The organism is Arthrobacter sp. TJ-254, assembly GCF_058269175.1.
In genome coordinates, this window is record NZ_JBZCNF010000003.1 from 386,481 (window position 1) to 409,084 (window position 22,604).

Below are 22,604 nucleotides of genomic sequence, written 5' to 3' on the forward strand. Positions count from 1 at the left end.
CTCCGGCCGCACGCGGAGAGGGAGCTCCCTGACGTTCAGCGCCCGGTCCACAGGTAGAACTTCTCCGGCCTTCCGGCGGTGCCGTAGCGGGGCACAATGCGGACCTGCCCCTTGGTCACGAGGAACTCGAGGTAGCGGCGGGCGCTGACCCGGGCCATCCCGAGGCGTTCGGCCACCTCGGAGGCGGAAGCGCCGTCGGGCCTGGTCCGCAGCTCTCCGACCACGGCGTCGAGCGTGGGGGAGGAGAGGCCCTTCGGTGTTGGCCCGTGCGGGGCCGGCGCGGTGGCGGCGGCAGTTCCGGCGCCCGTCGGCCGCAGCAACTGGTCGATGCGGTGCTGGTCCAGCGCCGCAGCTCCCACCGAGGCGTGCCCGGTGACGGTCCGGTGGTAATCGACATAGGCGTCGAGCCGCTGGTTGAGGACCTGGGAATTGAACGGCTTGACCAGGTAGTGAAGCACCCCGCCGGCCACCGCCGCGCGCACCGTCTCCAGTTCGCGGGCGGCGGTGATGGCAATGATGTCCACCGGCTCGCCGGGGAGGTTCCGGGCAGCGCGCAGGACGTCGATTCCCGACATGTCGGGCAGGTGGATGTCCAGCAGCACAAGCTGGGGTTTCAGCAGGCCCAGCAGTTCAAGGGCGTGGGCGCCGGTGTGGGCGACGCCGACGACGTCGAAGCTGCCGTGCGCCAGCAGGAATCCGGTGTGGACTCCTGCCACCTCGTGGTCGTCGTCAACGACGACGGTGCGGATGGAGTTCATGAGGCCTGCAGGGGCCGGCCGGCGGGCTGGCCGGCCCGGGCGAGGAAAACGGTGAACTCGGCCCCGCCCAGCAGCGACTCCTCGACGACGACCTGCCCGCGGCGGCGCTCGGCGATGCGTGTCACCAGGGCCAGTCCGAAACCGCGGGTGCCCGTGTTGCCGCCGTCCTTAGTTGAGAAGCCCGAGGAAAAGATCCGGTCCATCACCTCGTCGGATACGCCGGGCCCGTCGTCGGCCACGGTGATCCGCATTGTCTCGGCATTCGATTCGAGGTCGACGCTGATCGTGCCGTCCGCACCGACGGCCTCCATCGCGTTGTCGATCAGGTTCCCGAGGATGGTGACGGCGTCGGTCGTGCCGTCGGGTTCGAGGGTCGAGGTTTCAGTGACGGTCAGGTTGATGCCTTTCTCGGCGCAGAGGGTGCTCTTGGCCATCAGCAGGCTCGCGGCGTCGGGATCGGTGATGCCCGGGGCGACGCCGCCGGAGATCAGGGCGCCACCGTGCCCTGAGCGGGAGATGAAGTCGACAGCCTGTTCCGTCCGGCCCAGCTCAAGCAGCCCCGACACCGTGTGCATGCGGTTGGCGAACTCGTGGGCCTGGGCCCGCAGCGCCGAGGTGACGTCGCGGGCGCCGTCGAGGTCGGTGAGCAGTTGGTGGAGTTCCGTGCGGTCGCGCAGGATCATCACGTAGCCAACCCGCTTTGAATCGACGACGGCGTCTGTAGTCCTCGCCAGCAGGACCCGCTCGCCCACGAGGACGGTTTCATCGGTGTCTCCCGGGGAGGTGAGCATCTGCGCCAGCGCAGGCTCAAGCACCTCGGAGACGTGCCTGCCGGTTGCCGTGTCATCGAGTTCGAGGAGCCGCTTCGCCTCGTCGTTGACAAGCGCGATTCGCCCGTGCTCATCGACGGCGACCATTCCCTCGCTGATGCCGTGCAGCATCGCGTCGCGGGTCTCGAGGAGGGAGGCGATCTCCTCGGGCTCAAGTCGGTAGATGCGCCGCCAGATCAGCCGCGAGATGTAGATGGAACCGGCCGATCCCACGAGGGCCGCGACGACGAGCCAGGCCAGCAACCGCGGGAGGTCCTCGAAGAGGTCCTCCGTCAGTTCGGACTCGAGGGTGCCCACCGAGGCGGTGCCGATGATGGCCCCGGCGGGGGAGTAGATGGGCACCTTCACCCGCCATGATTCGCCGAGGGTTCCGGTCTGCGTTCCGACGTAGATATCACCGGACAGCGGCACCGACGGGTCGGTTGAGACAGGCTGTCCGATCATTTCCGGGTTGGGGTGCGAGTAGCGGATGCCGCGTTCGTCGGTGACCACAACATAAGTGACGCCGGTGGATTGGGCGATGAGGTCGGCGATGGGCTGGATCGTGGCACTGGGGTCGGGATCGTCGAAGGCCTCAACGATCGACGGCAGCTTGGCCACCGACTGCGCGACGCCCACCATGCGGTCTTCGTACTGGTCGCGGATCTGCTGCATCTGCATGGAGATGGCGGTTGACCCGGCAACCAGCACAATCGTCAGCACGATCATCAATTGAAGAAAGAACAGTTGTGATCGAAGCGCCATTGACCTGATCATTCGCCCATTGTGGCACGGTTTGCACCCCTCCACCGGGACAGATTCAGTGACCATAAAGACCAATACGAGCGTTACGACCGTATTCTTCCCCAGCGCGAACGGTGTTCCTACGCTGAAGCAAGCGTGGTGATCCGCATCACATTTCACGGAAGAGAAACCAACATGAAGATCGACCGCACAAAGGCGCGCCGCTCGACTCTGACAACCCTCGCCCTCGTCTCCGCCCTCGCACTCTCCGCGTGCAGCTCACTGACGGAAAGCACGACTGCGGGGGCGCAGGACGGCGCCATTGAGAAGCTCAACATCGTGGTTCCCGCTGACCCGGGCGGTGGCTGGGACCAGACCGGCCGCGCCATCCAGAAGGACCTTCAGGACAACGAGCTCGTGGGCAACGCCTCCGTTGTGAATGTCGGCGGTGCCGGCGGAACCAACGGACTGGCCCAGCTCGCCACCGAAACCGACCCCAACACCCTCATGGTCATGGGCTACGTGATGGTCGGGGCCGTTGAAACGAACAACGCCGAGACCCGGATCGAAGACACGACGCCGATCGCCCGCCTGACCGACGAGCCGCTCGTTGTCGTGGTTCCCGCCGACTCGCCGTATCAGACGATGCAGGACCTCCTCGACGACATCGAGGCCAAGGGCAAGGGCGTTTCGATCACCGGAGGCTCGGCCGGCGGAGCCGACCACATCCTCGCGGGAATGGCCCTCAAGGAGGCGGGGATTGCCTCTGACAAGCTGAACTACATCCCGTACTCGGGCGGCGGCGAATCCCTCGCGGCGCTCCTTGGGAAAAAGGTGAACGCGGGCATCTCCGGCGTCGGCGAGTACGCCGAGCAGGTCGAGGCGGGCAAGCTGCGCGCCCTCGCCGTCTCAGGGGATGAGGCCGCGCCGCAGCTACCGGACGTCAAGACCCTCTCCGATCAGGGCGTCGACGTGGTCCTCACCAACTGGCGCGGCGTCGTGGCCCCCGGCTCCATCGACGAAGCTCAGGCAGAGAAGCTGACCCAGCTCATGACCGACCTGCACGAGACCGAGGCGTGGAAGACAACCCTCAAGGAGAACAACTGGTCGGACGCGTTCCTCACCGGGGACGAGTTCCAGACCTTCCTCACCGAAGACATCGCCACGGTGAAGACAACCCTCACCGACATCGGGCTGCTGTAATCCGATGAGCACCTCAATCGAGAGCCCTGCGGGGAGCGGCGTCGCCGCCGCTCCCGGCAGGCCGGTCGGAGAACTGATCTTCGCGCTGCTCATCATCAGCATCGGTGTCGTGGGTTTCGTTGCCGGTGCCGGCATCCAGACCCCGCCCTCGGCCAGCGACATCGGCCCGAAGGCCTTCCCCTACCTCGTCTCCGGAATGCTCGTGCTGGTCGGCGTGGGCCTGGTCATCCAGCTGCTGCGCGGCGGAACCGGCGTACCAGAGGAAGGCGAGGACGTCGATCCGAACATCGCCACCGACTGGCTGACCGTCGGGAAACTCGCGGGCTTCGTGCTGCTTCACGCATTCCTGATCGTCCCCCTGGGCTGGCCCGCGGCCGCCGCGCTCCTGTTCTTCGGATGCGCATGGTCCCTCGGCGCCCGCCCCTGGTGGCGCAACCTGGTGACCGCCATCGTGCTGGCACTCATCCTGCAGTTCGTCTTCGCCGGCCTGCTAGGGGTCTCCCTGCCCGCCGGCTTCCTCGAAGGGTTTGGTGTCTTCGGTGGATAACTTCATGAACCTGCTCGAAGGCTTCGCCGTCGCGGCGCAGCCGATGTACCTGCTGTTCGCACTCGGCGGGGTGCTCGTCGGCACCGCAGTCGGCGTGCTTCCCGGCATCGGCCCCGCGATGACCGTGGCGCTGCTGATGCCGATCACCTACAGCCTTGAGCCGACGGCGGCGATCATCGTCTTCGCCGGCATCTATTACGGCGGGATGTACGGAGGGTCGACAACCTCGATCCTCCTCAACACCCCCGGCGAGTCGTCGTCGATCGTGACGGCGCTCGAGGGCAACAAGATGGCCAAGGCCGGCAGGGGAGCGGCGGCGCTTGCCACCGCCGCCGTCGGCTCGTTCATCGCCGGCACAATCGCCACGGTGCTCCTGAGCTTCGTCGCCCCGTATGTTGCCGCCTTCGCGGTGCAGATCGGGCCCGTCGAATACGTGGCGCTGATGGTCGTTGCGTTCCTGACCGTCGGGGCGCTCCTTGGCGCCTCGGTGCTGCGCGGCCTCGCCTCGCTCGCCCTTGGCCTGTTCATCGCCACGGTGGGTTTCGATTCCCTGACGGCGCAACAGCGGTACACGTTCGGCAGCCCGTTCCTCGCTGACGGCATCGACGTCGTCCTCGTCGCCGTCGCGCTCTTCGCCGTCGGTGAAGCGCTCTACGTCGCCTCCCGGCTGCGCCACGGCCCGATCAAGGTCATTCCGGTGACAGGCGGCTGGACCAAGTGGATGCGCAAGGAGGACTGGAAGCGGTCGTGGCGTCCCTGGCTCCGCGGCACCTTCATCGGCTTCCCGATCGGCACCATCCCGGCCGGAGGCGCCGACGTCGCCACCTTCCTTTCCTACGCCTCCGAGCGCAAGCTCGCCAAGGGCGCCCGGAAGAAGCAGTTCGGCAAGGGGGCAATCGAGGGCGTTGCAGGGCCGGAATCGGCTAACAACGCCGCGGCCGCCGGGGTACTTGTGCCGCTGCTGACTCTCGGCATCCCCACCACCGCGACCGCCGCAATGCTGCTCGTCGCGTTCCAGCGGTACCAGATTCCGGTCGGGCCCCAGTTGTTCGAAAACGACAGTGCCCTTGTCTGGGCGCTGATCGCCAGCCTCTACGTGGGCAACCTCATGCTGCTGGTGCTTAACCTTCCCCTGGTGGGCATCTGGGTCAAGATCCTCCAAATCCCGCGGCCCTACCTTTACGCGGGCATCCTGGTGTTCGCCGCCCTTGGTGCGTTCTCGGTGAACTTCACGCCGATCGACGTGATCATGCTGCTACTCCTGGGCATCCTCGGGTTCTTCATGCGGCGCTACGGCTACCCCGTTGCTCCAATGGTGGTGGGGCTGATCCTTGGCCCGATCTTCGAGAACCAACTGCGGCGTTCCCTGGCCATTTCCCAGGGCGACCCTGTGACCCTGATTTCCTCGCCGATCGCCGCAACGATCTACGTGGTGCTGATCCTCATCTTCGTGCTGTCCTTCTGGATGAGGAAGCGCCAGAGCGCGCTCGAATCGGAGATCGTCGAGGAGACCTCGGAGACCGAAGGCACCGACGCCGCCGTCACCGGCGGCTCCGCGGGGGGTGCAGGCACCGAAAGCAGGACCGAAAGCGGCGGCGGCACCGACGCCTCAGCATCCGGCCCTCCGGGTGCAAGCACCCCAACCTCCAGCGAAAGTAAGGAACACACCCCATGAGCACCATCGTTGTCGGCTACGTGCCCAACGCCCTGGGCGACGCCGCGGTCGACGAAGCAATCCGTGAGGCACGGCGGCGGGAGGCAAAACTCGTTGTCGTGAACACCACCCGGGCCGACCGACTGGTTGACCCCGGTTATGCCGACGACGCCGACGTGTCGAAGCTCGAGGAGAAACTTGCTGCCTCGGCCGTCGACTACGAGGTCCGTCACGGGACCTCGCAGGCGACAGCCGCCGAGGAGGTCCTCGAAGCGGCGGAAAGCCTCGACGCGGAGCTCCTGGTGATCGGGGTGCGGCACCGCACGCCGGTCGGCAAGCTGATCATGGGCTCCACTGCCCAGACGATCCTGCTCACGGCCCGCTGCAATGTGCTTGCCGTGAAACTGCCCTAGCACCATTGAACAACCACCGCCCGGTGACCTAGCCCCCGCCCGGTGCCGGTTCTGCATCATGCTGTGCAGAACCGGCATCGGCGCAAATACAGTTTTCGCCCGACGCGGGAAGGGCGCCCGGCTCCCTAGCGTCGTGGGCATGAACCTCCCAGTGATCGCCGGATCCATCTCTACAGTGCTCTTCGCCATGGCGACCCTTCCGATGCTGCTCAAGGCCGTACGCACCCGCAACATGGAGTCGTACAGCTTCGGGCACATGGCAATCAGCAACGTCGCGAACGTCGTCCACTCGGTCTACGTCTTCAGCCTCCCGCCCGGACCCATCTGGATGCTCCACGCGTTCTACGCCGTGGCAACGGCACTGATGCTGATCTGGTATCTGCGGTTCTCAAGGAACCCGAACACCGCGGCAGGGAACGATCCCCGCACCATCGGATCAGGGACCTGAAAGCACGCGTGCGAAGAAACCGCGCCACCAGCGGGATCCGCGCGGAACGTGGTGCATCGGGTGCCTGCGGGGCTACCGTTAAACACCTGATGGAAACCGAGGAAACGGCCCGACTACTGAGCACCGGGCGGGCGGCCCACGCCCGTGGTGAATGGCGCGCCGCGTTCGAGGCCCTGAGCACGGCCGACGCCTCAACCCCCCTCGACGTGGACGACCTCGAGCTGCTGGGCAGCTCGGCATGGTGGACAGGCAACGTCAGGGAGAACTTCGAAGTCTCCGAACGGGTCTTCCAGCGCCACTGCGAAGCCGGCTCCCTGCCGCGGGCCGCAATGAAAGCACTTGAACTCGGACTGCTCTGGGTCACCCGGGGAGACCTGGCGGTTGGCTCCGGATGGATCAGCAGGGCGCGGCGGATCCTCCGCGACGTTCCCGAGGGCCCAGCGCACGGGTACCTCCTTTACCTCGATGCCGTCCTCGAGCTGGAATTCTCGGGGGCCTCCCCGCCGTCGTCGTACTCCGCCAGGCTCCAGGAGATGAGCGAGCGCTTCGGTGAACCCGCCCTGATGTCGCTCGGACTCGTCCTCTCCGGGCTCGCCGACGTGCGGCGTGGAGAAACAGCACGCGGTTTCGCCCAGCTGGATGAAGCGATGCTGCCGGTGCTCGCCAACCGGATCGCCCTCGAATGGGTGGGCGACATCTACTGCACTGTAATCCACGTTTGCCACGAACTCGCCGACTACCGCCGCATGCGTTCGTGGACCGCGGCTACCGAGCGGTGGTGCGCCCGCTTCGGCAGCGAGGTCATGTACACAGGGGTCTGCCGGGTGCACCGGCTCGAACTGCTGAGTATTGAGGGAGGGTGGGCCGAGGTCGAACCGCAGATCGAACGCGCAAGCGCCGACCTCATTGACAAGAACGTGTGGGCCGCGGGTGAAGGCTACTATCAGCTCGGCGAACTTCGGCGCATGCGCGGAAACGCGGAGGGCGCGCGTGCCGCCTACGCGCGGGCCAAGAGCTGCGGTATCGAACCCCAGCCCGGACTTGCGCTGCTCGAATCGGCCGGCGGCGACGCCGAAGCGGCCTACGCCGGGCTTCTCGCCGGGCTGCAGGGAAGGGACCGCATAGCGCGGGCGCGGCTGCTTGGCCCCGCAGTTGAGGCTGCGCTCCGGCTCGGACTGGAGCGGGAGGCCGAGGACCTGTGCCGAGAGCTTGAGCGGACGGCAGAACATTACGGAAGTGCGGGCTTCCAGGCGTGGGCGCAGAAGGCCAGGGGGATTCTGCTGCTCACCCACTCCTATCCCGCCGAGGCGCTCGAATCGCTGGAGGGGGCGGGCCGGTTCTTTAAGGACGTGCGGTCGCGCTACCAGACGGCCGTGATCCACGTGTGGGAGGCCCTCGCCTATGAAGCACTGGGCCAGCCGCAGGCGGCTGCGTGGAACACGGCGGCGGCGCGCACGATCTTCCAGGAACTCGGTGCCTCACCCGAGCTGCTGCCGCTGGCCGTCCAAAGGGCGCCCGGAGGACTGACCGTGCGGGAGCTGCAGGTGCTCGCCGCCATCACCTCCGGTGCATCGAACAGGGAGGCCGCGCGCCAGCTGTTCATCAGCGAGAAGACCGTAGGGCGCCACCTCGCCAACATCTTTGCCAAGATCGGCGTCTCCTCGCGCACCGCCGCGGCGGCCTGGGCGCGGGAGAACGGCGTCGACCCGGTTCCCGGAGCCCGCCGCTGACCTCCGCACCCGTCAATCATTGCTCGGCCTGCATCATTTGCACCATTGCGGCCTGCTGCAAATGCACCGTTTGACCGAAGCGGCGCGCACCCACGGTTTCCTAGTCTCGAAGCAGCGGGAGGAGCTCCCGCTCTAACCCAGGGAGAAACCATGTCAGTCACTGAAGAAGTCGGAACAGCAGACGCCGAACGGGCCGCAGTCGAGGCCTTCGGGGAGCGGTGTCTGGGCATCCTCAACGACGGCAGCATCGCCGTCCTCATGAGCATCGGACACCAGACGGGCCTGTTCGACACCCTCGCCGCGCTACCTGCGGCGACGAGCGCCGAGATCGCCGGCGCCGCCGGGCTGTCCGAGCGGTATGTGAGGGAATGGCTGGGCGGCATGGCGTCGGCGGAAATCCTCACCTACAACCCCGACAGCAGAACCTTCGCCCTACCCGCAACGCACGCGGCCCTACTCACCACGGCCGCCGGGCCGAACAACCTCGCCCGAATTCTGCAGTACGTGAGCATGATGGGCGAGATGGAGCAGCGGATTCTGGAGTGCTTCCGGACCGGCGGTGGCCTCTCCTACACCGACTACCCGCGGTTCCACGCCGTCATGGCCGAAGACAGCGCGGGTGTCAACGACGCCGCCCTCATCGACTCGATCCTTCCGCTCGTCCCCGGCCTTCCCTCGAAACTCCGGAACGGCATCAGGGTCGCGGACATCGGCTGCGGAAGCGGGCACGCGGTCAACCTCATGGCCCGGGCGTTTCCCGCCAGCACGTTCACCGGTTATGACTTCTCGGAGGAGGCAATCACCACGGCCCGGACCGAAGCCGAAAGCCTTGGACTGGCCAACGCCAGCTTTATCCTGCGCGACGTCGCCGAACTGAACGAGACCGAGGCCTTCGACGCGGTCACCGTCTTCGACGCGATCCACGACCAGGCCGACCCGGCCGGTGTGCTGCGCAACATTTTCACCGCACTGCGCAGCGGCGGCAGCCTGCTGGTGGTAGACATCAAGGCCTCGAGCAACCTCGAGGACAACACCGAGCTGCCCTGGGCCTCATTCCTCTACGCCCTTTCAACGGTCCACTGCATGAGCGTCTCGCTCGGCCTCGGTGGCGCGGGCCTTGGAACGGCGTGGGGAACCCAGCTCGCCCAGAAAATGCTCGGTGAAGCGGGATTCTCGGAGGTTGAGGAAAAGGCAATCGACTTGGACCCGTTCAACGCCTACTTCACGGCAACCAAGGGCTGAGCCCTCCGGGTCAGGCGGGGCGCTACGCCATCTCGGCGTAGCGTTTCGCCTTGCCGAGCGCCTCGCGCATGCCGTCGGCGTCGGCCGACAGCCCGTACGCGGCGGTGTCGCGCTGGAACCGCCAGCCCTCGGCAAGCGGGCCCGCATCAACGACGTCGAAGCCGAACTCATCGATCAGCGAGGTCACCGTGCGCTTGGCGTCCGTGTCGTCGCCGGCGATCGTCAGGGCACGGCGGCCGGGGGTTCCTGCCGGTTTGCCGTCGGTTGTCAGGTCGGCGAAGTAGATGTTGTTGAACGCCTTCACCACGAGGGCGCCCGCCAGCTGCGCCTGGATCAACTCGCTGGTGGTTGTGCTTTCGTCGTCGAGCTCGGGAATTCGGCCATCCCGCTGGGCGTAGTAGTTGCACGTATCGATCACTGTCTTGCCGGCCAGCGGGCCTGCGGGAAGGTCGCGGTAGCTGCCCAGCGGGACAGTCACGACGACGACGTCGCCCGCCGCCGCCGCTTCGGCCGCCGTCGCCGCCGAAGCCTTGGGGCCGAGTTCGGCGACAAGGTCGGCGAGGGTCTCCGGGCCGCGGGAGTTGCTCAGCACCACGTCGTACCCGACGGAGGTGGCCAGCCGGGCCAGCTGGGAGCCGATGTGACCGCTGCCGATGATGCCCATTGTTTTCGCGTGCTTGCTCATGCAACCACAACATACCGGTGATCGGTGATCTCCGCGCGGGTTCTTCCGCGGGCGAAATCCCCCGCTTTTCCCGCCGGCACCACCCCCACAACGGCGTGTCCGGCCCCGACACTCGGTGCCGTACGGCAAAGGAGGGAAAACCGTTACGGGCGAATGCCCGCCGGCCGTGTCTGCCCCGGCTCCGCGGGAATAAGCGGGGTGCCCGTTGCGCTACCCGGAAATGAAGAAGATTGGCTTTTTGTCCTTTGGTCATTACCAGGACGTGCCGGGATCAATGGTGCTTACAGCCCGCGATGCCCTGCAGCAGACAATGGAGCTCGCGGTGGCCGCCGAGGAGGTCGGCATCGACGGCGCCTTCGTGCGCGTCCACCACTTCGCGCCCCAGTTCGCCTCGCCCTTCCCGCTGCTCGCGGCCATGGCGGCCCGGACCAGCCGGATCGAGCTGGGTACGGGCATTATTGACATGCGTTACGAAAATCCCCTCTACATGGCGGAGGAGGCGGCGGTCACCGACCTGATCAGCAACGGCAGGCTGCAGCTCGGCGTCAGCCGGGGATCCCCCGAGCCGGCGCTGCGCGGTTACGAGAACTTCGGCTACGTGCCGGCGGAGGGCTCGTCCGACGCCGACGACGCCCGCCACAAGACGGCTATCTTCCGCGCCGCCATCGCCGGTGCGCAGATTGCCGCCGCCGATCCCCGCATGACCGGCTCAGCAGGACGGCTGGCGATCGATCCGCAGTCGCCGGGGCTGAGCGAGCGCATCTGGTGGGGTTCGGGAACCCGCGCCACCGCGAAGTGGGCGGGGGAGCAGGGCATGAACCTGATGAGCTCCACGCTGCTGACCGAAGACACCGGCGTACCTTTCGATGAGCTCCAGGCCGAGCAGATCGAGGTGTTCCGGAAGGCGTGGGCGGAGGCTGGACATCCGGGCACCCCGCGCGTCTCGGTGAGCCGCAGCGTCATGCCGCTGGTCACCGACGAGGACCGCTACTACTTCGGCGTGCGCGCCCAGGTCGAGGGCAAGGACCAGGTCGGTCACCTCGACGGCACCCTGGCCCGCTTCGGCAAGAGCTACATCGGTGAGCCCGATGTCATTGCGGCAAAGCTTGCCGCCGACGCCGCAGTGCAGGCAGCCGACACGGTGCTCGTCACGATTCCCAACCAACTGGGAGTCGAATACAACGCGCAACTCCTGGAGAGCATCGTCAAGTACGTTGCTCCCGGCGCCGGATGGCGCTGACGCTCCGCCGGGCATTAACGGCAGCATAACGACGACGGCGGGAGGCACCTAGGGTGCCTCCCGCCGTCGTTTGTGTCCGTCGCAGAATACGCCCGCATTTCCATTCCATTTGAAAGTGAATTCTCCAGAGTAGGAATATTAAGTCTGCTGATGAATTGGTGGACATCTCCTAGGCGTATTATTGCTGAGTCATTCGCGCTTTAATGGGGAGAATTTTGAGCAGCAAACTAGATAGCATTCAGGGTCGGCCCGATTCCGAAACGGCATTCACGCCCAGGGCGGAAAAGCCCGCCTTTCCGCCGCAGAGCCGCAAGGCGGTTTCCCCTCCCCGGAGGCCGCGGCTCGGCCGTGTGGGTAAGTGGACCATTGCTGTTGCGTCAATTGTGGCAATCTTCATGGGCGGCATGGCCGCCGGGGCGGCGAGCATCGACCCGACCGCGAGCGAACAGTACGCCGAACTGCAGGGGCGGAACCGGGAAATGCAGATCGTCGTCGCGGACCAGAAGGACCGGTACGAGGCCCTTGAGGACAGCACGGTGGAGCGTGAGGCGGAACTCGAAGAACGCGAAGCTGCGGTTGAAGCAGCCGATGCCGAAGTAGCGGCGGCGAAATCCGCAGTCGCCAAGCGCGAGGCCGCCGTGGCCGGTGCCGAAGCCAAGGCAAAGGCGAATACCATCACCGAGGGCACCTGGTCGGTGGGCACCGACATCGCCGCGGGAACCTACCGCACCACCGGCGAGGTCGGGTCGTCCTGCTACTGGGCGATCCTCGCAGGGGGCACCAACGGCTCGGACATTCTTGAAAACGATATTCCCGGCGGAGGGCGCCCCATGGTGACCCTCGCCGAGGGCCAGGACTTCAACACGAAGCGCTGTGGCTCCTGGCAGAAGCAGTAACCGCTGCCGCAGTCCGGCCCTGACCGGTCCTGCTGCGGGAACCGACGGCGGGAGGCACCTGGGGTGCCTCCCGCCGTTGTCTTTTGAGGATCCGTTGGCTTTCTGGGATCCCGTGTCGATACGGGATGTGTCGTTCATTCGGGGTTCGATGCCCGTCGGGGAGCCGTTGCCGCGGAGGGATTCTGGGGCAGCGTCCCAAGATAGGCAAGAATCGCCTCCACCCCCGCTTCGAACCCGAGGTCGGAGCGCGGTCCATCGAGGCAGGCCTGCGCAAACGCTCCATGCAGGGCGGGCTGGGAGGCGGGATCGGCAAGCCAGGCGGCCTCCGGGGACGCCGAATCCAGCGCTGAGCCGAGCATGAAGCTGTCGAGGACCGTCACCGCCACTACCACATCGTTTGCGGTGAAACCCGCCCCCACGAACAGGTCAGCGAGGTGTTCGTAGATCTCGAGGGTGGCCTTGTCCGTAACCACTTCGCCGACGAGCAGCGGTATGGCTTTCGCGTGCTGGCCCAGTGCGCTGCGGTAACTGCGGGCCCACGCCGCCGCCCGGTCCTGCCAGGCAGGGCCAGCCGTGAAGAAATCGCCTGCCGCGAGCGCATCCGATCCGATCACCGAACGGATCCCATTGATGATTTCCGAACGCCCCTGCACATGGTGGTAGATGGACGACGGGCTGACCGAAAGCCGTTGAGCCAGTCCCGGCAGGGTGAAGTCCCCGAACTCATCGACCAGCTCGAGGGCTGCCCGGTAGATCTTTTCCGGCGACAGAATCGCCTGGCGAGGACGCCCCATTTTCCCCCTGTCGTGAACCGCGCTGCGGCACTCTTGTCCTTGCCGCGGACGCGGCATACCTGTCTTCACCGTCCTGCGGCGGCTTCCGGTCGACCTTTCCGTCCGAACCTTCAGCCGGCTAGAACACGATCACGCTGCGGGCACGCTCGCCCCGGCGCATCGCCTCGAACGCGTCGTTGACGTCGTCAAGTCCGATCCGATGGGAGATGAGCCGGTCGACCGGCAGCCGTCCCGCGAGGTAGAGCTCGGCAAGGCGTGGGAAGTCCCGCCCCGGGACCGTCGAACCGTAGTTCGAGCCTATGAGCGACTTGCCGCTCTCGGCCAACGCGAGGGCGTCGATCGAGACCGGAGAATCTTCGGGGGGCAGGCCGACGATGATGGCCTTCCCGCCCGCCGCGAGCAGGGAGGGGAGGGATTCGATAGTCTCCACCCGCCCGATGGCCTCAAACGCGTAGGCGGCGCCGCCTCCCGTCAACCCGCGGATCTCCTCCGCCAGGCCGGGGGAGGGCGTGAGCGTGTGCGTGGCGCCGAAGCCTTTCGCCGCGGCGAGCTTTTCCTCGCTCAGGTCGACGGCGATGATCGGGTTCGCTCCGACGAGCTCCAGCGCCATGATGATTGAGAGCCCGACACCGCCGGATCCAACCACCACGGCGGAGGTTCCGGCCTCCACTCCCGCGTCGTTCACCACCGCCCCGAAACCCGTTGCGACCGAGCAGCCGATGAGGCTCGCGACGTCGAACGGCACGTCTCGGGGGATGCGGATGGCACCGGCCTCGGGGACCACAGCGTATTCGCTCATCGATCCGACGCTGAGGTAGGGGAATGCGTCCCCGCCGTCGATCGAGAGCGGTGTGCTTCCGTCGGGCAGCAGGCACTCCTCGGACCGGCTGCCCGTGCACACGTAGGACTTGCCCGAGACGCAGGCGGTGCAGCGCCGGCAGGGGTAGAACCAGGAGAGAATCACGTGGTCGCCCACAGCCACATCGGTGACGCCGTCGCCGATCGCCTCGACGGTGCCGGCCCCTTCATGGCCCATCACCGTGGGCGAGGGCAGCGTCCAGTCGCCGTCGAGCACGTGCCGGTCCGATCCGCAGACCCCCGAGGCGCCCATGCGCACAAGGACCGTCCCCGGGATCGGATCGGCAACGGCAACGGTCGTCAGGTCGAGGCTCCGTGAGCCGGCCCGGTGCAGTGCGGCCCGCGAGAGGCGGCTCATGCGCGCCCCTCAACCTTCTCCGCGGCGGGAGCATAGCCGCCGATGCCGCGGCGGACATAGAGGACCCGGGCGAGCACGTAGTAGACCAGCGCTCCGACGATCGCCGAGGGGAGGGATGCAGTGATGTAGCTGAAGACCGGCAGGGTGGTCAGGGTGACCGGGTTGTAAATGGCAAGGTAGAAGACGGCCCCGGCCGCGACGGCGCCGAGCCCGGCCCAGTTGATTCCTCCATGGAAGTGGTAGGCGCTGTCACCGCGGTGGCGGTAGAGGTCCTCCAGGGCGACGCGCTGGCGGCGCAGCACGAAGTAGTCGGCGATGATCGCCCCGCACATCGGGGCAAGGAAGGCGCCGCTGAGGGTCACGAAGGTCATGAACCGCAGGTACATGAAGCCAGGGAAGAACGCGAGGATGGCCGGCAGGACGAAGAACGCGGCGCAGAGCCAGGCCCACCTGACCCGCGAGAGCAGGTTGCCGCTCGCCTGCCGGATGGCAAGCACCGTCGAGTAGACGATTGAGGATGTGCTGGTGATGTTGGCGAAGGCGATGAACAGCAGGATGAACGCCCCGAGCACGGGGCCGCCGAACGGCAGCATCCACACCGTCGGATCCGAATCCCCGAGCGTCAGGGCAGCGGCCATGCCGACGATCTGCGCGATCAGGGTGGCTCCGAGCAGCCCGCCGTAGGAGGGCCACAGGGCCGCCCGCGGCGTCTTGGTCAGCCGGGCCAGCGAGCCCATCACCGGGTACCAGGAGACACCCACCCCAGCGTTGAACTCCACGGCCAGGGCGAAGTTGAGCCGTTCGTCCTCGAACGGCGCGAGCGGAGCGGCGGTGAACAGCGTGTCCCAGGAGGTGTTGATGACGAGGAAGACCATCAGGAACAGCGTCACGACGATCAGGCCCGGAGCAATGAATTTGTTGAACCGGCCGATCGTGACCGGCCCGCGGGAGAGGATCCACCAGGAGACAGCGATTGCGACAAGGGCGAAGAACGTCACCATGAGGCTTTCGGGCCCGAACTCGGTGCCGAAGGTCGAGTTCGACACCTGCGTGACGGCGCGGCCGACCATGATCGCCAGCAGCGACGACCAGCCCATTTCGGTGATCAGGATGACGGTGAAGACAAGGATGCCGACGCCCACAAGCCCGAAGACCGGACGGAGGATTGTGTACTGCTCCACCCCGTAGCGCTGGCTCGCGACGACGCTCGCAAGGATCATGAAGCCCAGGCCGATCGCGTTGCCGATGACCATAGCGGCAATGCCCTGCTGGAAGCCCACGAGCAGTGCCGTCGATCCGCCGACGAGGAACGCCCAGGTGGCGATGGCGAGGCTGATGTTGACCCCGGTGAAGTCGGCGCCGTTCCAGATCCGTTCCCTGCGGAGCAGGGGGAGCGAACCGAGCGATCCGCCGCTCTCGGTTGCGGCTTCGGGAGCACCGCGCTCGCCGCGTGCGGTGCTCACAGGGCCAGTACCAGGAAGCCGAGCAGGGTGATGCCCAGCGTCACCGCCGTGAACAGGCCGAGGTCCCGACCCGAGAGGGCCCTGCGGGAGGTGTCGCCCTGCTCGTGGGCCGAGATTTCGGTGAGCCGCCGTTTCAGCTCGGCGGCCGTCGTGGTGTCAGCAGAATCCATTGTTCCCGTTCTCCAATAATCGAATCTCATTCGGTTTTGGATCAATAGTTGTGCCTATCATGGGGGCTGTCAATGGATTTTCCGTTGAAGTTGCGCAAGAGGCGCCTCCACCGGCGGCCGCCTCGGGAGGAGGAGCCGTGCCCGGAATGGCAGTACTGCAGGCAGCGGGGGCGGTCAACGCCGTCGGCGAGAACCTGCGTCGCCTCGAGGGGTACGCGGCGCGCGCCGCGGAGCAGGGGGCGGACCTCCTGGTGACCCCCGAACTCTTCGCAACCGGCTACGCTCCCGAGCGGGTTGTCGGTTCCGACGGGCAGGGCATCCGGGCAGAACTGGCGGACATCGCCCGCCGGCACCGCATCGCGCTCGTCGGATCGACAGTCGAGGCAGCAGCGGGCGGCCCCCACATCAGCGCCTCACTGTTCGATGCGCAGGGAGCGGAGCTGACCCGGTATCGGAAGTCGCATCTGTTCGGGCCCGAGGAAAAGTCGGTCTTCACCCCGGGAAGCGACCTCCCTGAACTTGTTCCCCTGATGGGCCTCACCGTAGCCCTCGGCATCTGCTACGACATCGAGTTCCCCGAATATTCGCGAAGCGCCGCACGCCGCGGAGCCGACCTGCTGTGCATTCCCACTGCGGTTCCCGCGACGGGAGATGTCGGGGGCCGGCCGCCCGAGCACACCTACAACGCCGAGCGGATATCGACCCTGCTGGTGCCGGCGCGTGCGTTGGAGAACGGCGTCTACATCGCCTACGCCAACCACACGGCCCCCGGGTTCACGGGGCTCAGCAGCATTGCCAGCCCGTATGGAACCTTCCTTGGGCTCGCCGGGGACGGGGAGGAACTGCTCGTCGCCGAGGTTGGGAAGGCGGAGGTGGACCGCGCCCGCTCCCTCAACACCTACCTGACCTGCATGCGCCCGGCGCTCTTCGGCTGAGCCGGCGGAAGGCTCCAGCAAGCAAGGAGGGCGCACATAACGACGGCGGGCGGCCACCTCCCGGTGACCGCCCGCCGTCGTTGGTTTTCCTGCATCAGCCCGAAGGCTACTCGGCGAGTGCCTTGATGACTTCCTTGGCGACTTCCTCGCTTGACTGCGGGTTCTGACCGGTGATGAGGTTTCCGTCGCGCACCATGAAGCTGGTCCACGAATCGGCGCCCTCAACCAGGGCTCCCTTCTCGCGAAGGACGTCCTCAACGAGCCACGGCGTATTCTCGCCGGTTCCGCCCGTCAGTTCCTCCTCGTTGGTGAAGACCGTCAGCCGACGCCCGGCGAAGGCGAAGCTGCCGTCCTCGTTCACGGCGCTGAGCAGGCCGGCAGGCCCATGGCAGAAGGGCGCGATGACCTTGCCCGCATTATTCGTCTCGACCAGGATGCGGCCGAGGTCTTTATTCGCGGCGAGGTCCGCCATGGGGCCGTGGCCGCCTGGCATCACGACGCCGTCGAAGTCGGACGCCGTGACGTGCGCGAGGACCAGCGGCGAGGAAAGCTCGCTGTCGATGTCCTCGAGGTAGCCGCGGAACTCATCGGCCTTCGTCTGGCCCCCGACCTGCTTCGGATCGAGGCTCGCGGCATCGATTGTCGGCTTGACTCCGCCGGGCGAGGCGAGCTGGACCGAGTGGCCGGCTTCGCGGAGGGTGCGGTGGGCGACGACAAGCTCCTCGGCCCAGACACCTGTCGGATGCGAGGTGCCGTCCTTCATGGTGAGGGCATCGGCGGATGAAACAACCATCAGGATTCGAGCCATGGGATTGTGCTCCTTCTCGGGCGCGCCCGTGCGGGTCCGCCCTCTCTGGGATGTGATGTCCTTATAGTCAGCGACCTGGTGCGTTATTTTATGCCCCCAGGTGATGCCGGGGCTTACCGTGCGGCTTCGAGTTCGTCATAGGTGGCGTCGTCGAGGACGATGTCGAGGGCACGCATGTTCTCTTCGAGGTGGGCGATGGAGCCGGTGCCCGGGATCGGCACCATGACGGGCGAGCGGCGCAGCAGCCATGCCAGGGCCACCTGGGAGGTGCTGGCACCGAGCCGCTTTGCAGCCTCGTCAAGCGGGCCGCCCGGGCGGGCCAGCTCACCGGCGGAGATGGGGGCCCAGGGGATGAACCCGATGCCGTTCTCTGTGGCGTAGGCCAGCACGTCTTCGGAGTTGCGGTCGGTGAGGTTGTAGCGGTTCTGCACCGTGGAGACGGTGAAGTACTTTTCGGCTTCCTTGAGCTGGTCGACCGTGACCTCGGAGAGCCCGAGGGCGCGGACCTTGCCTTCCTGCTGGAGGTCGCGGAGGGTGGAGAACTGTTCTTCGACATCAACCTTCGGATCGATGCGGTGGAGCTGGAGCAGATCCAGGCTGTCCACCTTGAGCTTGCGGAGGCTCAGCTCGGTCTGCTGGCGCAGGTATTCCGCGCGCCCAACGGCCACCCACCGGGTGGGCGCGGGACGGGTGAAGCCGACCTTCGTGGCAATGCGCAGGCCATCCGGGTAGGGGTGGAGGGCCTCAACGATGATCTCTTCGCTGACGTTGGGCCCGTAGGAGTCCGCGGTGTCGATGAAGTCAACGCCCAATTCAACAGCGCGGCGGACAACCTCGATGGAGGTGCCCCGGTTGGCCGGTTCGCCCCAGACGTTCTCGCCCACGATGCGCATTGCACCGAAGCCAAGGCGGTTGACGGTGCCGAGATCCTTCAGGTTAATCGTGGGAGAGAGATGTGAAGTCGCCTGATCATTGTTGGTCATACTGCGGCAACCTACCGCTTTCCGGCGTTATTCCGATAGCCCTGGCGATACCGGTCGACGGACAGGCGGCGAGAGGCGGGTCCCGCAGGCGCGGCCCCGGCGCATCGGCACCGGGGCCGCGGATGCGGTCCAGCAGGGATCCGCTCAGCTCCGGGCGGAGCTCCGCCGGCGCCACGCGGTTGCGCCGCCAGCGAGGGTTCCGGCCGCGAGAAGCAACGCCCCGGCTGCAAGCGGCAGCGCGGCCTGCCCGTCCTCGGCCGCCTGGATTCCCTCGACGCCGGTGTCGGCGCCGCCTTCGGGAACGGCGCCTGCCATCTGCGCTGCGACAATCTCGCCGCACGCGGCGGGCAGGGTTGCAGCAAGGGGCAGCGACGGATCAAGGGTGCTCTGCTGCTGCTGCGCAGCAGCGGGAAGCCGAGCCGGGTCGACGCCGTGAACCTCGACGATGGCGGCACCTGACTGGATCGCCTGGACCGTTGCCGGGTCAAGGGTGATTGTGCGCTGGTACGTGTAGGCACCGCCGGCGGGGAGCCGGTCAAGGGCCAGCGCCGACGCCGGGCTTGTGTCACCCGAGAGCGAAAGCGTTGTGCTGATTGCGCCTTCGATCGGCTCACCTTCGGGCGAGTCGACGACACCGTCGCCGTTGGCATCAGCCTCGGGACCCGCACAGCGTCCCTGACCGCCGATGTGGATGTGCTGGGCGTGGACGAACGGCATGTCCATCAGGACGGGCGCCGCCCCGGCGATGTTCATTGTGATCGTGGCCTGGCTGCCCTGCAGCTGGATCATGGCCTGGCCCGATGTCCCGCTGTTGTTCGAGGGGGCAAGTGTTGCGGAGTAGGACGTTGCGCCGGTCTGCGCGGCAACCGGTCCGGCCGTGAGGGCCAGTGCGGTGAGCGCGAGGGTGGGGGCAACAAAAAATGCTGACGTACGCATCGATTCAACCTTCCAAACAGTAAGGAGACCTCTCTGTGGTACATCAAAATGTTATCGAGGGGCCGGATGGGCTGTCCGGCTCGAGGGCTGTTTGAAACCTGAGAAATGAGGGGTTAGCATACCCGGCTTGCCGTGGGCTCAGACTGGCCGTCGCATCACACACTCAGGTCGAGAACCGGCATCCCCTCGCGCAGCTCCTTGAGCCGCAGCGCGTGCCTGTGCAGTGCCTTGTCCTCCTCGGTGACCGGTTCGTACGCGGGCACCGGCACGGTGCGGCCCTCGCCGTCGAGCGCAACGAAAACGCTAAGGCACTGCGCGGAAAGGCCCATCACCTGATCGCGCGGGTCGGCCGAGCGCACCCTGAGCCCAATGTGCATGCTCGAGGTACCCGTCAGCAGCAGCCGGGCCTCGATCTCGAGGATGTGCCCCACCGGGATGGGCCGGTGGAAGTGGATTCCGCCCGAGTAGACGGCGACTGTGTGCTGCCTGCTCCACCCGGTCGCACAGGCGTAGGCCGTTTCGTCGATCCAGGCCATGACGGTGCCGCCGTGCGTCTTTCCGCTCCAGTTGGCGTCAGTGGGTGCCGAAAGGAACCGGAAGGTCATCTGCGGCGCGGATCCCGCCGCGGTGTAGGAGTGGCGGGCAACCTCCTCCTTGATCTGGGCGCGGATGGGAATCCGCGCATGCGCCGCCGACTGGAAGGCCTTCTCGACGTCGGTCGTCGGAAGCCACTCGGGCACCCGGCGGGGCGAGCCGGAGTCGTCAACGGCGACGAAAACAAGGAGGCACTCCGTTGCCTCGACATACTTCGCCGAGCGGGGGTTCGCCGAAAGGACACTCACGAGGATGTGCATGCTGGTGCGGCCGGTGTAGACGAGCTTGGCGTGGACCTCAATAAGGCTGCCGGCGGGGATCGGCCGGGTGAACCGGACGTCGCCGACATAGGCGGTGACGCAGTACCCGCCACTCCAGCCGACGGCACAGGCGAAGCCGGCCTTGTCGATCCATTCGAGGACGCGGCCCGCCTGAATGGTTCCACCGCTGACCGCGACATCGGTCGGGGCGGCCATGAAGCGCAGCACCATTGTGTCGCGGTTCCCTGTGGTCTCGTCCATCGAGGAAGCTCAATTCTGCTGCGGGCGGCGTGATGGTGCCCATGGTCTCACGAAGCCTGCGCTCCCGGGCGGGAGGTGACGGATTAGGTCAGTTCCTCCACCCGCCTCCGCGCCCGGTCAAGGGAGCGGCGGGCAGCTTCGGCCTCCCTCGCGGCCTCCTTCCGGCTCCGCTCAGCGTCCACGGACTCCTCCGTGATGACCTCGAGTTCGCGGCGCAGGGCGCGCAGCCGCTCCTCAAGGTCCTCGACGGAAGCCTCCAGCCCTTCGCGCCGGACCGAGACGCGGTGCGCCCGGTGCTCGGCCCGTGCCACCGTTGCCTCGGCTTCCCGGGCTTCAGCCTCGGACTCCCCAAGGGCAGCGCGTGCCTCATCGAGGAGCCGCGCTGCCCGTCCGCCCTGCTCCGCGCCGTCCTCCGGCGCCGAGGCCCGTCCCCGTGCGGCGCCGGCCGGCACGGGTGCGGCCGCATCGAACGGCCCGCCGACGGCGCCGGCGAGATCGACCGGGTCCCACCCCGACGCCTCAAGCGGGCGCAGCAGCCGACCGCTCAGCACGGCGGCCGCCGCCGCGGGATCGGTCATCGCGGCGCGGAGGGTCTTCTCGACGTCGGGGAGCGCCGCCACGCCGACCTCGTGCCCCAATTCCGCGGCAAGGTCACGGCTCTGCCGGGCCACTGCCGCCACGAGGCGTTGCCGCTGCTGGCCCAGGGCGTTCAACGTGGCGCGGTCGAGGCCCTCCTGTGCTTCCCGCAGCGCCTGGCCCAGTTCGAGGATCTGCTCAACCTCCCCCGACCGGTGGTGGACAAGCATGTTCACCAGCCAGGCCGCCGCCGATGCCTTCTTGAGCTTCCGGATCTCGGCGCCGAGGGCCTTGTCCCCGGCGCTGGCGACCGCCTTCGCCTGCTCGTCGCGGGCACCCGTGAACTCCTCAAGCGGCAGTGCGTAGAGGCTCTTGGCAGCAGAAACAAGGTCCATGGAATTGTTCGCCCCCGGTAGGAATTCAGAACGTTGAAGGCAACACTGGCAAATACCGGCGGCCGAAGCAAAGGCGTGCCCGCGGCAGCCGCTCAGGGCCGCGCCGAAGAGGGCTATCGCGCTTGGTGAAGTACTTCTATGATTGGCCTGATCCGCTGATCGCTGCGGAGCACAATGGGGGATAAGCCTTCCTGTGCATGCCTGGTCCTTTGAGAAGGGTTAGCAATGATGAACGAGGAAGACCTCCGCCGTATCCGGGTTGCCGCCGCAGACAAAGAAGCCGCGGCATTTGAATTGGACCATGCAGCCCTCAGCCTTGAAGAGGCTGTCGCAACGGCGCTGCGCCACGGCGAAAGTCCCGCCGACATAGCGGATGCGGCGGACCTTCCAGAACCGGACGTCCGGCGGATCGATCCGTTCGTGGTGAGCCCCGAGGCCTGGCCGCCCGCCTGACCCGTGCGGACCACGCCGGGCAGGAATAACTTGTTAGATGTTCTAACTATATGCTTTCCTAGTGGGGAATCCCGGGCGAAACTCCTCTGGTGACAGCCCGACGGTAAGGTATTCAACAAGTCCCGCCGCGTAGACAGAGCAAGAGACATGTACACAAACAGCAAGCTGACCGCCGAGGACCCGTTTCCCGAGGACCTGAGCGTTCTGGGCACTGAGGCAGTCGAGATGCTGAACAGCAAGGTGCACCGCGCGGTCGACGCCGAGGTTGATGAGCTGGGCATGGTTGAGCCGGAGACGGAGTTCCGGCTCGAGGAAATCAATTCGGAACTGGACCTGCGCGACCTGCAGCAGGCAGCGGAGGAACCGGAGGAAGCCGAAGCCTGAGCCGAAT

Annotated in this window: 24 protein-coding genes; 12 read left to right on the top strand and 12 right to left on the bottom strand. The window is 66.7% G+C overall.

Annotated features, from left to right (window positions below; genetic code table 11):
• Positions 1–35: 35 nt before the first annotated feature.
• Positions 36–758: a response regulator gene (locus tag AC4D14_RS10405; RefSeq protein WP_490902038.1), complete on the bottom strand. Its 723-nt coding sequence runs from the start codon at positions 756–758 to the stop codon at positions 36–38.
• Positions 755–2,332 (bottom strand): ATP-binding protein, encoded by a 1,578-nt coding sequence (locus AC4D14_RS10410; protein WP_490902040.1) that lies wholly within the window; start codon positions 2,330–2,332, stop codon positions 755–757. The genes AC4D14_RS10405 and AC4D14_RS10410 overlap by 4 nt, the downstream gene beginning before the upstream one ends.
• 174 nt (positions 2,333–2,506) lie before the next feature.
• Between AC4D14_RS10410 and AC4D14_RS10415 the strand changes: the two genes are divergently transcribed.
• The 7 genes from AC4D14_RS10415 (at position 2,507) to AC4D14_RS10445 (ending at position 9,548) form a co-directional block, all read left to right on the top strand.
• Positions 2,507–3,514 carry a Bug family tripartite tricarboxylate transporter substrate binding protein gene (locus AC4D14_RS10415; RefSeq protein ID WP_490902042.1) on the top strand — a complete coding sequence of 336 codons (1,008 nt, stop codon included), beginning with the start codon at positions 2,507–2,509 and terminating at the stop codon, positions 3,512–3,514.
• A gap of 4 nt (positions 3,515–3,518) precedes the next feature.
• Complete coding sequence (locus tag AC4D14_RS10420) at positions 3,519–4,061, top strand: tripartite tricarboxylate transporter TctB family protein (protein ID WP_490902044.1); 543 nt, start codon at positions 3,519–3,521, stop codon at positions 4,059–4,061.
• Complete coding sequence (locus AC4D14_RS10425) at positions 4,054–5,736, top strand: tripartite tricarboxylate transporter permease (RefSeq protein ID WP_490902046.1); 1,683 nt, start codon at positions 4,054–4,056, stop codon at positions 5,734–5,736. Before AC4D14_RS10420 ends, AC4D14_RS10425 begins: the two co-directional genes overlap by 8 nt.
• Positions 5,733–6,128, top strand: coding sequence for a universal stress protein (locus AC4D14_RS10430; protein WP_490902048.1), 396 nt, complete (start codon positions 5,733–5,735; stop codon positions 6,126–6,128). Before AC4D14_RS10425 ends, AC4D14_RS10430 begins: the two co-directional genes overlap by 4 nt.
• A gap of 139 nt (positions 6,129–6,267) precedes the next feature.
• The gene (locus AC4D14_RS10435) at positions 6,268–6,576 is read left to right on the top strand and encodes a hypothetical protein (protein WP_490902050.1); all 309 of its coding nucleotides are present in this window, start codon (positions 6,268–6,270) and stop codon (positions 6,574–6,576) included.
• A gap of 89 nt (positions 6,577–6,665) precedes the next feature.
• Positions 6,666–8,306: a LuxR C-terminal-related transcriptional regulator gene (locus AC4D14_RS10440; RefSeq protein ID WP_490902052.1), complete on the top strand. Its 1,641-nt coding sequence runs from the start codon at positions 6,666–6,668 to the stop codon at positions 8,304–8,306.
• A 150-nt stretch (positions 8,307–8,456) separates the two neighbouring features.
• The gene (locus tag AC4D14_RS10445; protein WP_490902053.1) at positions 8,457–9,548 is read left to right on the top strand and encodes a class I SAM-dependent methyltransferase; all 1,092 of its coding nucleotides are present in this window, start codon (positions 8,457–8,459) and stop codon (positions 9,546–9,548) included.
• Positions 9,549–9,570: 22 nt separating this feature from the next.
• On the opposite strand, the gene AC4D14_RS10450 is transcribed toward AC4D14_RS10445, so the two are convergent.
• On the bottom strand, positions 9,571–10,233 hold the full coding sequence (locus AC4D14_RS10450; RefSeq protein WP_490902055.1) for an NADPH-dependent F420 reductase: 663 nt from the start codon (positions 10,231–10,233) through the stop codon (positions 9,571–9,573).
• 220 nt (positions 10,234–10,453) lie between these two features.
• Between AC4D14_RS10450 and AC4D14_RS10455 the strand changes: the two genes are divergently transcribed.
• Complete coding sequence (locus tag AC4D14_RS10455) at positions 10,454–11,473, top strand: LLM class flavin-dependent oxidoreductase (RefSeq protein WP_490902057.1); 1,020 nt, start codon at positions 10,454–10,456, stop codon at positions 11,471–11,473.
• Between the two features lie 350 nt (positions 11,474–11,823).
• Positions 11,824–12,369: an Rv1352/Rv1906c domain-containing protein gene (locus tag AC4D14_RS10460; RefSeq protein ID WP_490902059.1), complete on the top strand. Its 546-nt coding sequence runs from the start codon at positions 11,824–11,826 to the stop codon at positions 12,367–12,369.
• A 134-nt stretch (positions 12,370–12,503) separates the two neighbouring features.
• On the opposite strand, the gene AC4D14_RS10465 is transcribed toward AC4D14_RS10460, so the two are convergent.
• The 4 genes from AC4D14_RS10465 to AC4D14_RS10480 form a co-directional block, all read right to left on the bottom strand.
• Complete coding sequence (locus AC4D14_RS10465) at positions 12,504–13,163, bottom strand: TetR/AcrR family transcriptional regulator (RefSeq protein WP_490902061.1); 660 nt, start codon at positions 13,161–13,163, stop codon at positions 12,504–12,506.
• 118 nt (positions 13,164–13,281) lie between these two features.
• On the bottom strand, positions 13,282–14,379 hold the full coding sequence (locus AC4D14_RS10470) for an alcohol dehydrogenase catalytic domain-containing protein (RefSeq protein WP_490902063.1): 1,098 nt from the start codon (positions 14,377–14,379) through the stop codon (positions 13,282–13,284).
• Entirely contained in the window at positions 14,376–15,842 is a 1,467-nt protein-coding gene (locus AC4D14_RS10475) for a purine-cytosine permease family protein (RefSeq protein WP_490902065.1), read from the bottom strand. The genes AC4D14_RS10470 and AC4D14_RS10475 overlap by 4 nt, the downstream gene beginning before the upstream one ends.
• Positions 15,839–16,012: a hypothetical protein gene (locus AC4D14_RS10480; RefSeq protein WP_490902066.1), complete on the bottom strand. Its 174-nt coding sequence runs from the start codon at positions 16,010–16,012 to the stop codon at positions 15,839–15,841. Before AC4D14_RS10480 ends, AC4D14_RS10475 begins: the two co-directional genes overlap by 4 nt.
• A gap of 146 nt (positions 16,013–16,158) precedes the next feature.
• On the opposite strand from AC4D14_RS10480, the gene AC4D14_RS10485 reads away from it, so the two are divergent.
• Positions 16,159–16,947 (top strand): nitrilase-related carbon-nitrogen hydrolase, encoded by a 789-nt coding sequence (locus AC4D14_RS10485; RefSeq protein WP_490902067.1) that lies wholly within the window; start codon positions 16,159–16,161, stop codon positions 16,945–16,947.
• Between the two features lie 106 nt (positions 16,948–17,053).
• Here the strand turns inward: AC4D14_RS10485 and AC4D14_RS10490 are convergent, their stop codons facing one another.
• The 5 genes from AC4D14_RS10490 to AC4D14_RS10510 form a co-directional block, all read right to left on the bottom strand.
• The gene (locus tag AC4D14_RS10490) at positions 17,054–17,755 is read right to left on the bottom strand and encodes a type 1 glutamine amidotransferase domain-containing protein (RefSeq protein ID WP_490902068.1); all 702 of its coding nucleotides are present in this window, start codon (positions 17,753–17,755) and stop codon (positions 17,054–17,056) included.
• A gap of 113 nt (positions 17,756–17,868) precedes the next feature.
• Positions 17,869–18,738, bottom strand: a complete 870-nt coding sequence (locus AC4D14_RS10495) for an aldo/keto reductase (protein WP_490902069.1) — start codon at positions 18,736–18,738, stop codon at positions 17,869–17,871.
• A 144-nt stretch (positions 18,739–18,882) separates the two neighbouring features.
• A complete protein-coding gene (locus AC4D14_RS10500; RefSeq protein ID WP_490902070.1) occupies positions 18,883–19,674 on the bottom strand; it encodes a hypothetical protein in 792 nt (263 codons plus the stop codon).
• A gap of 155 nt (positions 19,675–19,829) precedes the next feature.
• Complete coding sequence (locus AC4D14_RS10505) at positions 19,830–20,789, bottom strand: acyl-CoA thioesterase (protein ID WP_490902071.1); 960 nt, start codon at positions 20,787–20,789, stop codon at positions 19,830–19,832.
• A gap of 83 nt (positions 20,790–20,872) precedes the next feature.
• Positions 20,873–21,760, bottom strand: a complete 888-nt coding sequence (locus AC4D14_RS10510; RefSeq protein WP_490902073.1) for a hypothetical protein — start codon at positions 21,758–21,760, stop codon at positions 20,873–20,875.
• 225 nt (positions 21,761–21,985) lie between these two features.
• On the opposite strand from AC4D14_RS10510, the gene AC4D14_RS10515 reads away from it, so the two are divergent.
• Positions 21,986–22,213 carry a hypothetical protein gene (locus tag AC4D14_RS10515; protein WP_490902075.1) on the top strand — a complete coding sequence of 76 codons (228 nt, stop codon included), beginning with the start codon at positions 21,986–21,988 and terminating at the stop codon, positions 22,211–22,213.
• A gap of 147 nt (positions 22,214–22,360) precedes the next feature.
• Positions 22,361–22,597, top strand: coding sequence for a hypothetical protein (locus tag AC4D14_RS10520; RefSeq protein WP_490902077.1), 237 nt, complete (start codon positions 22,361–22,363; stop codon positions 22,595–22,597).
• Positions 22,598–22,604 lie beyond the last annotated feature (7 nt).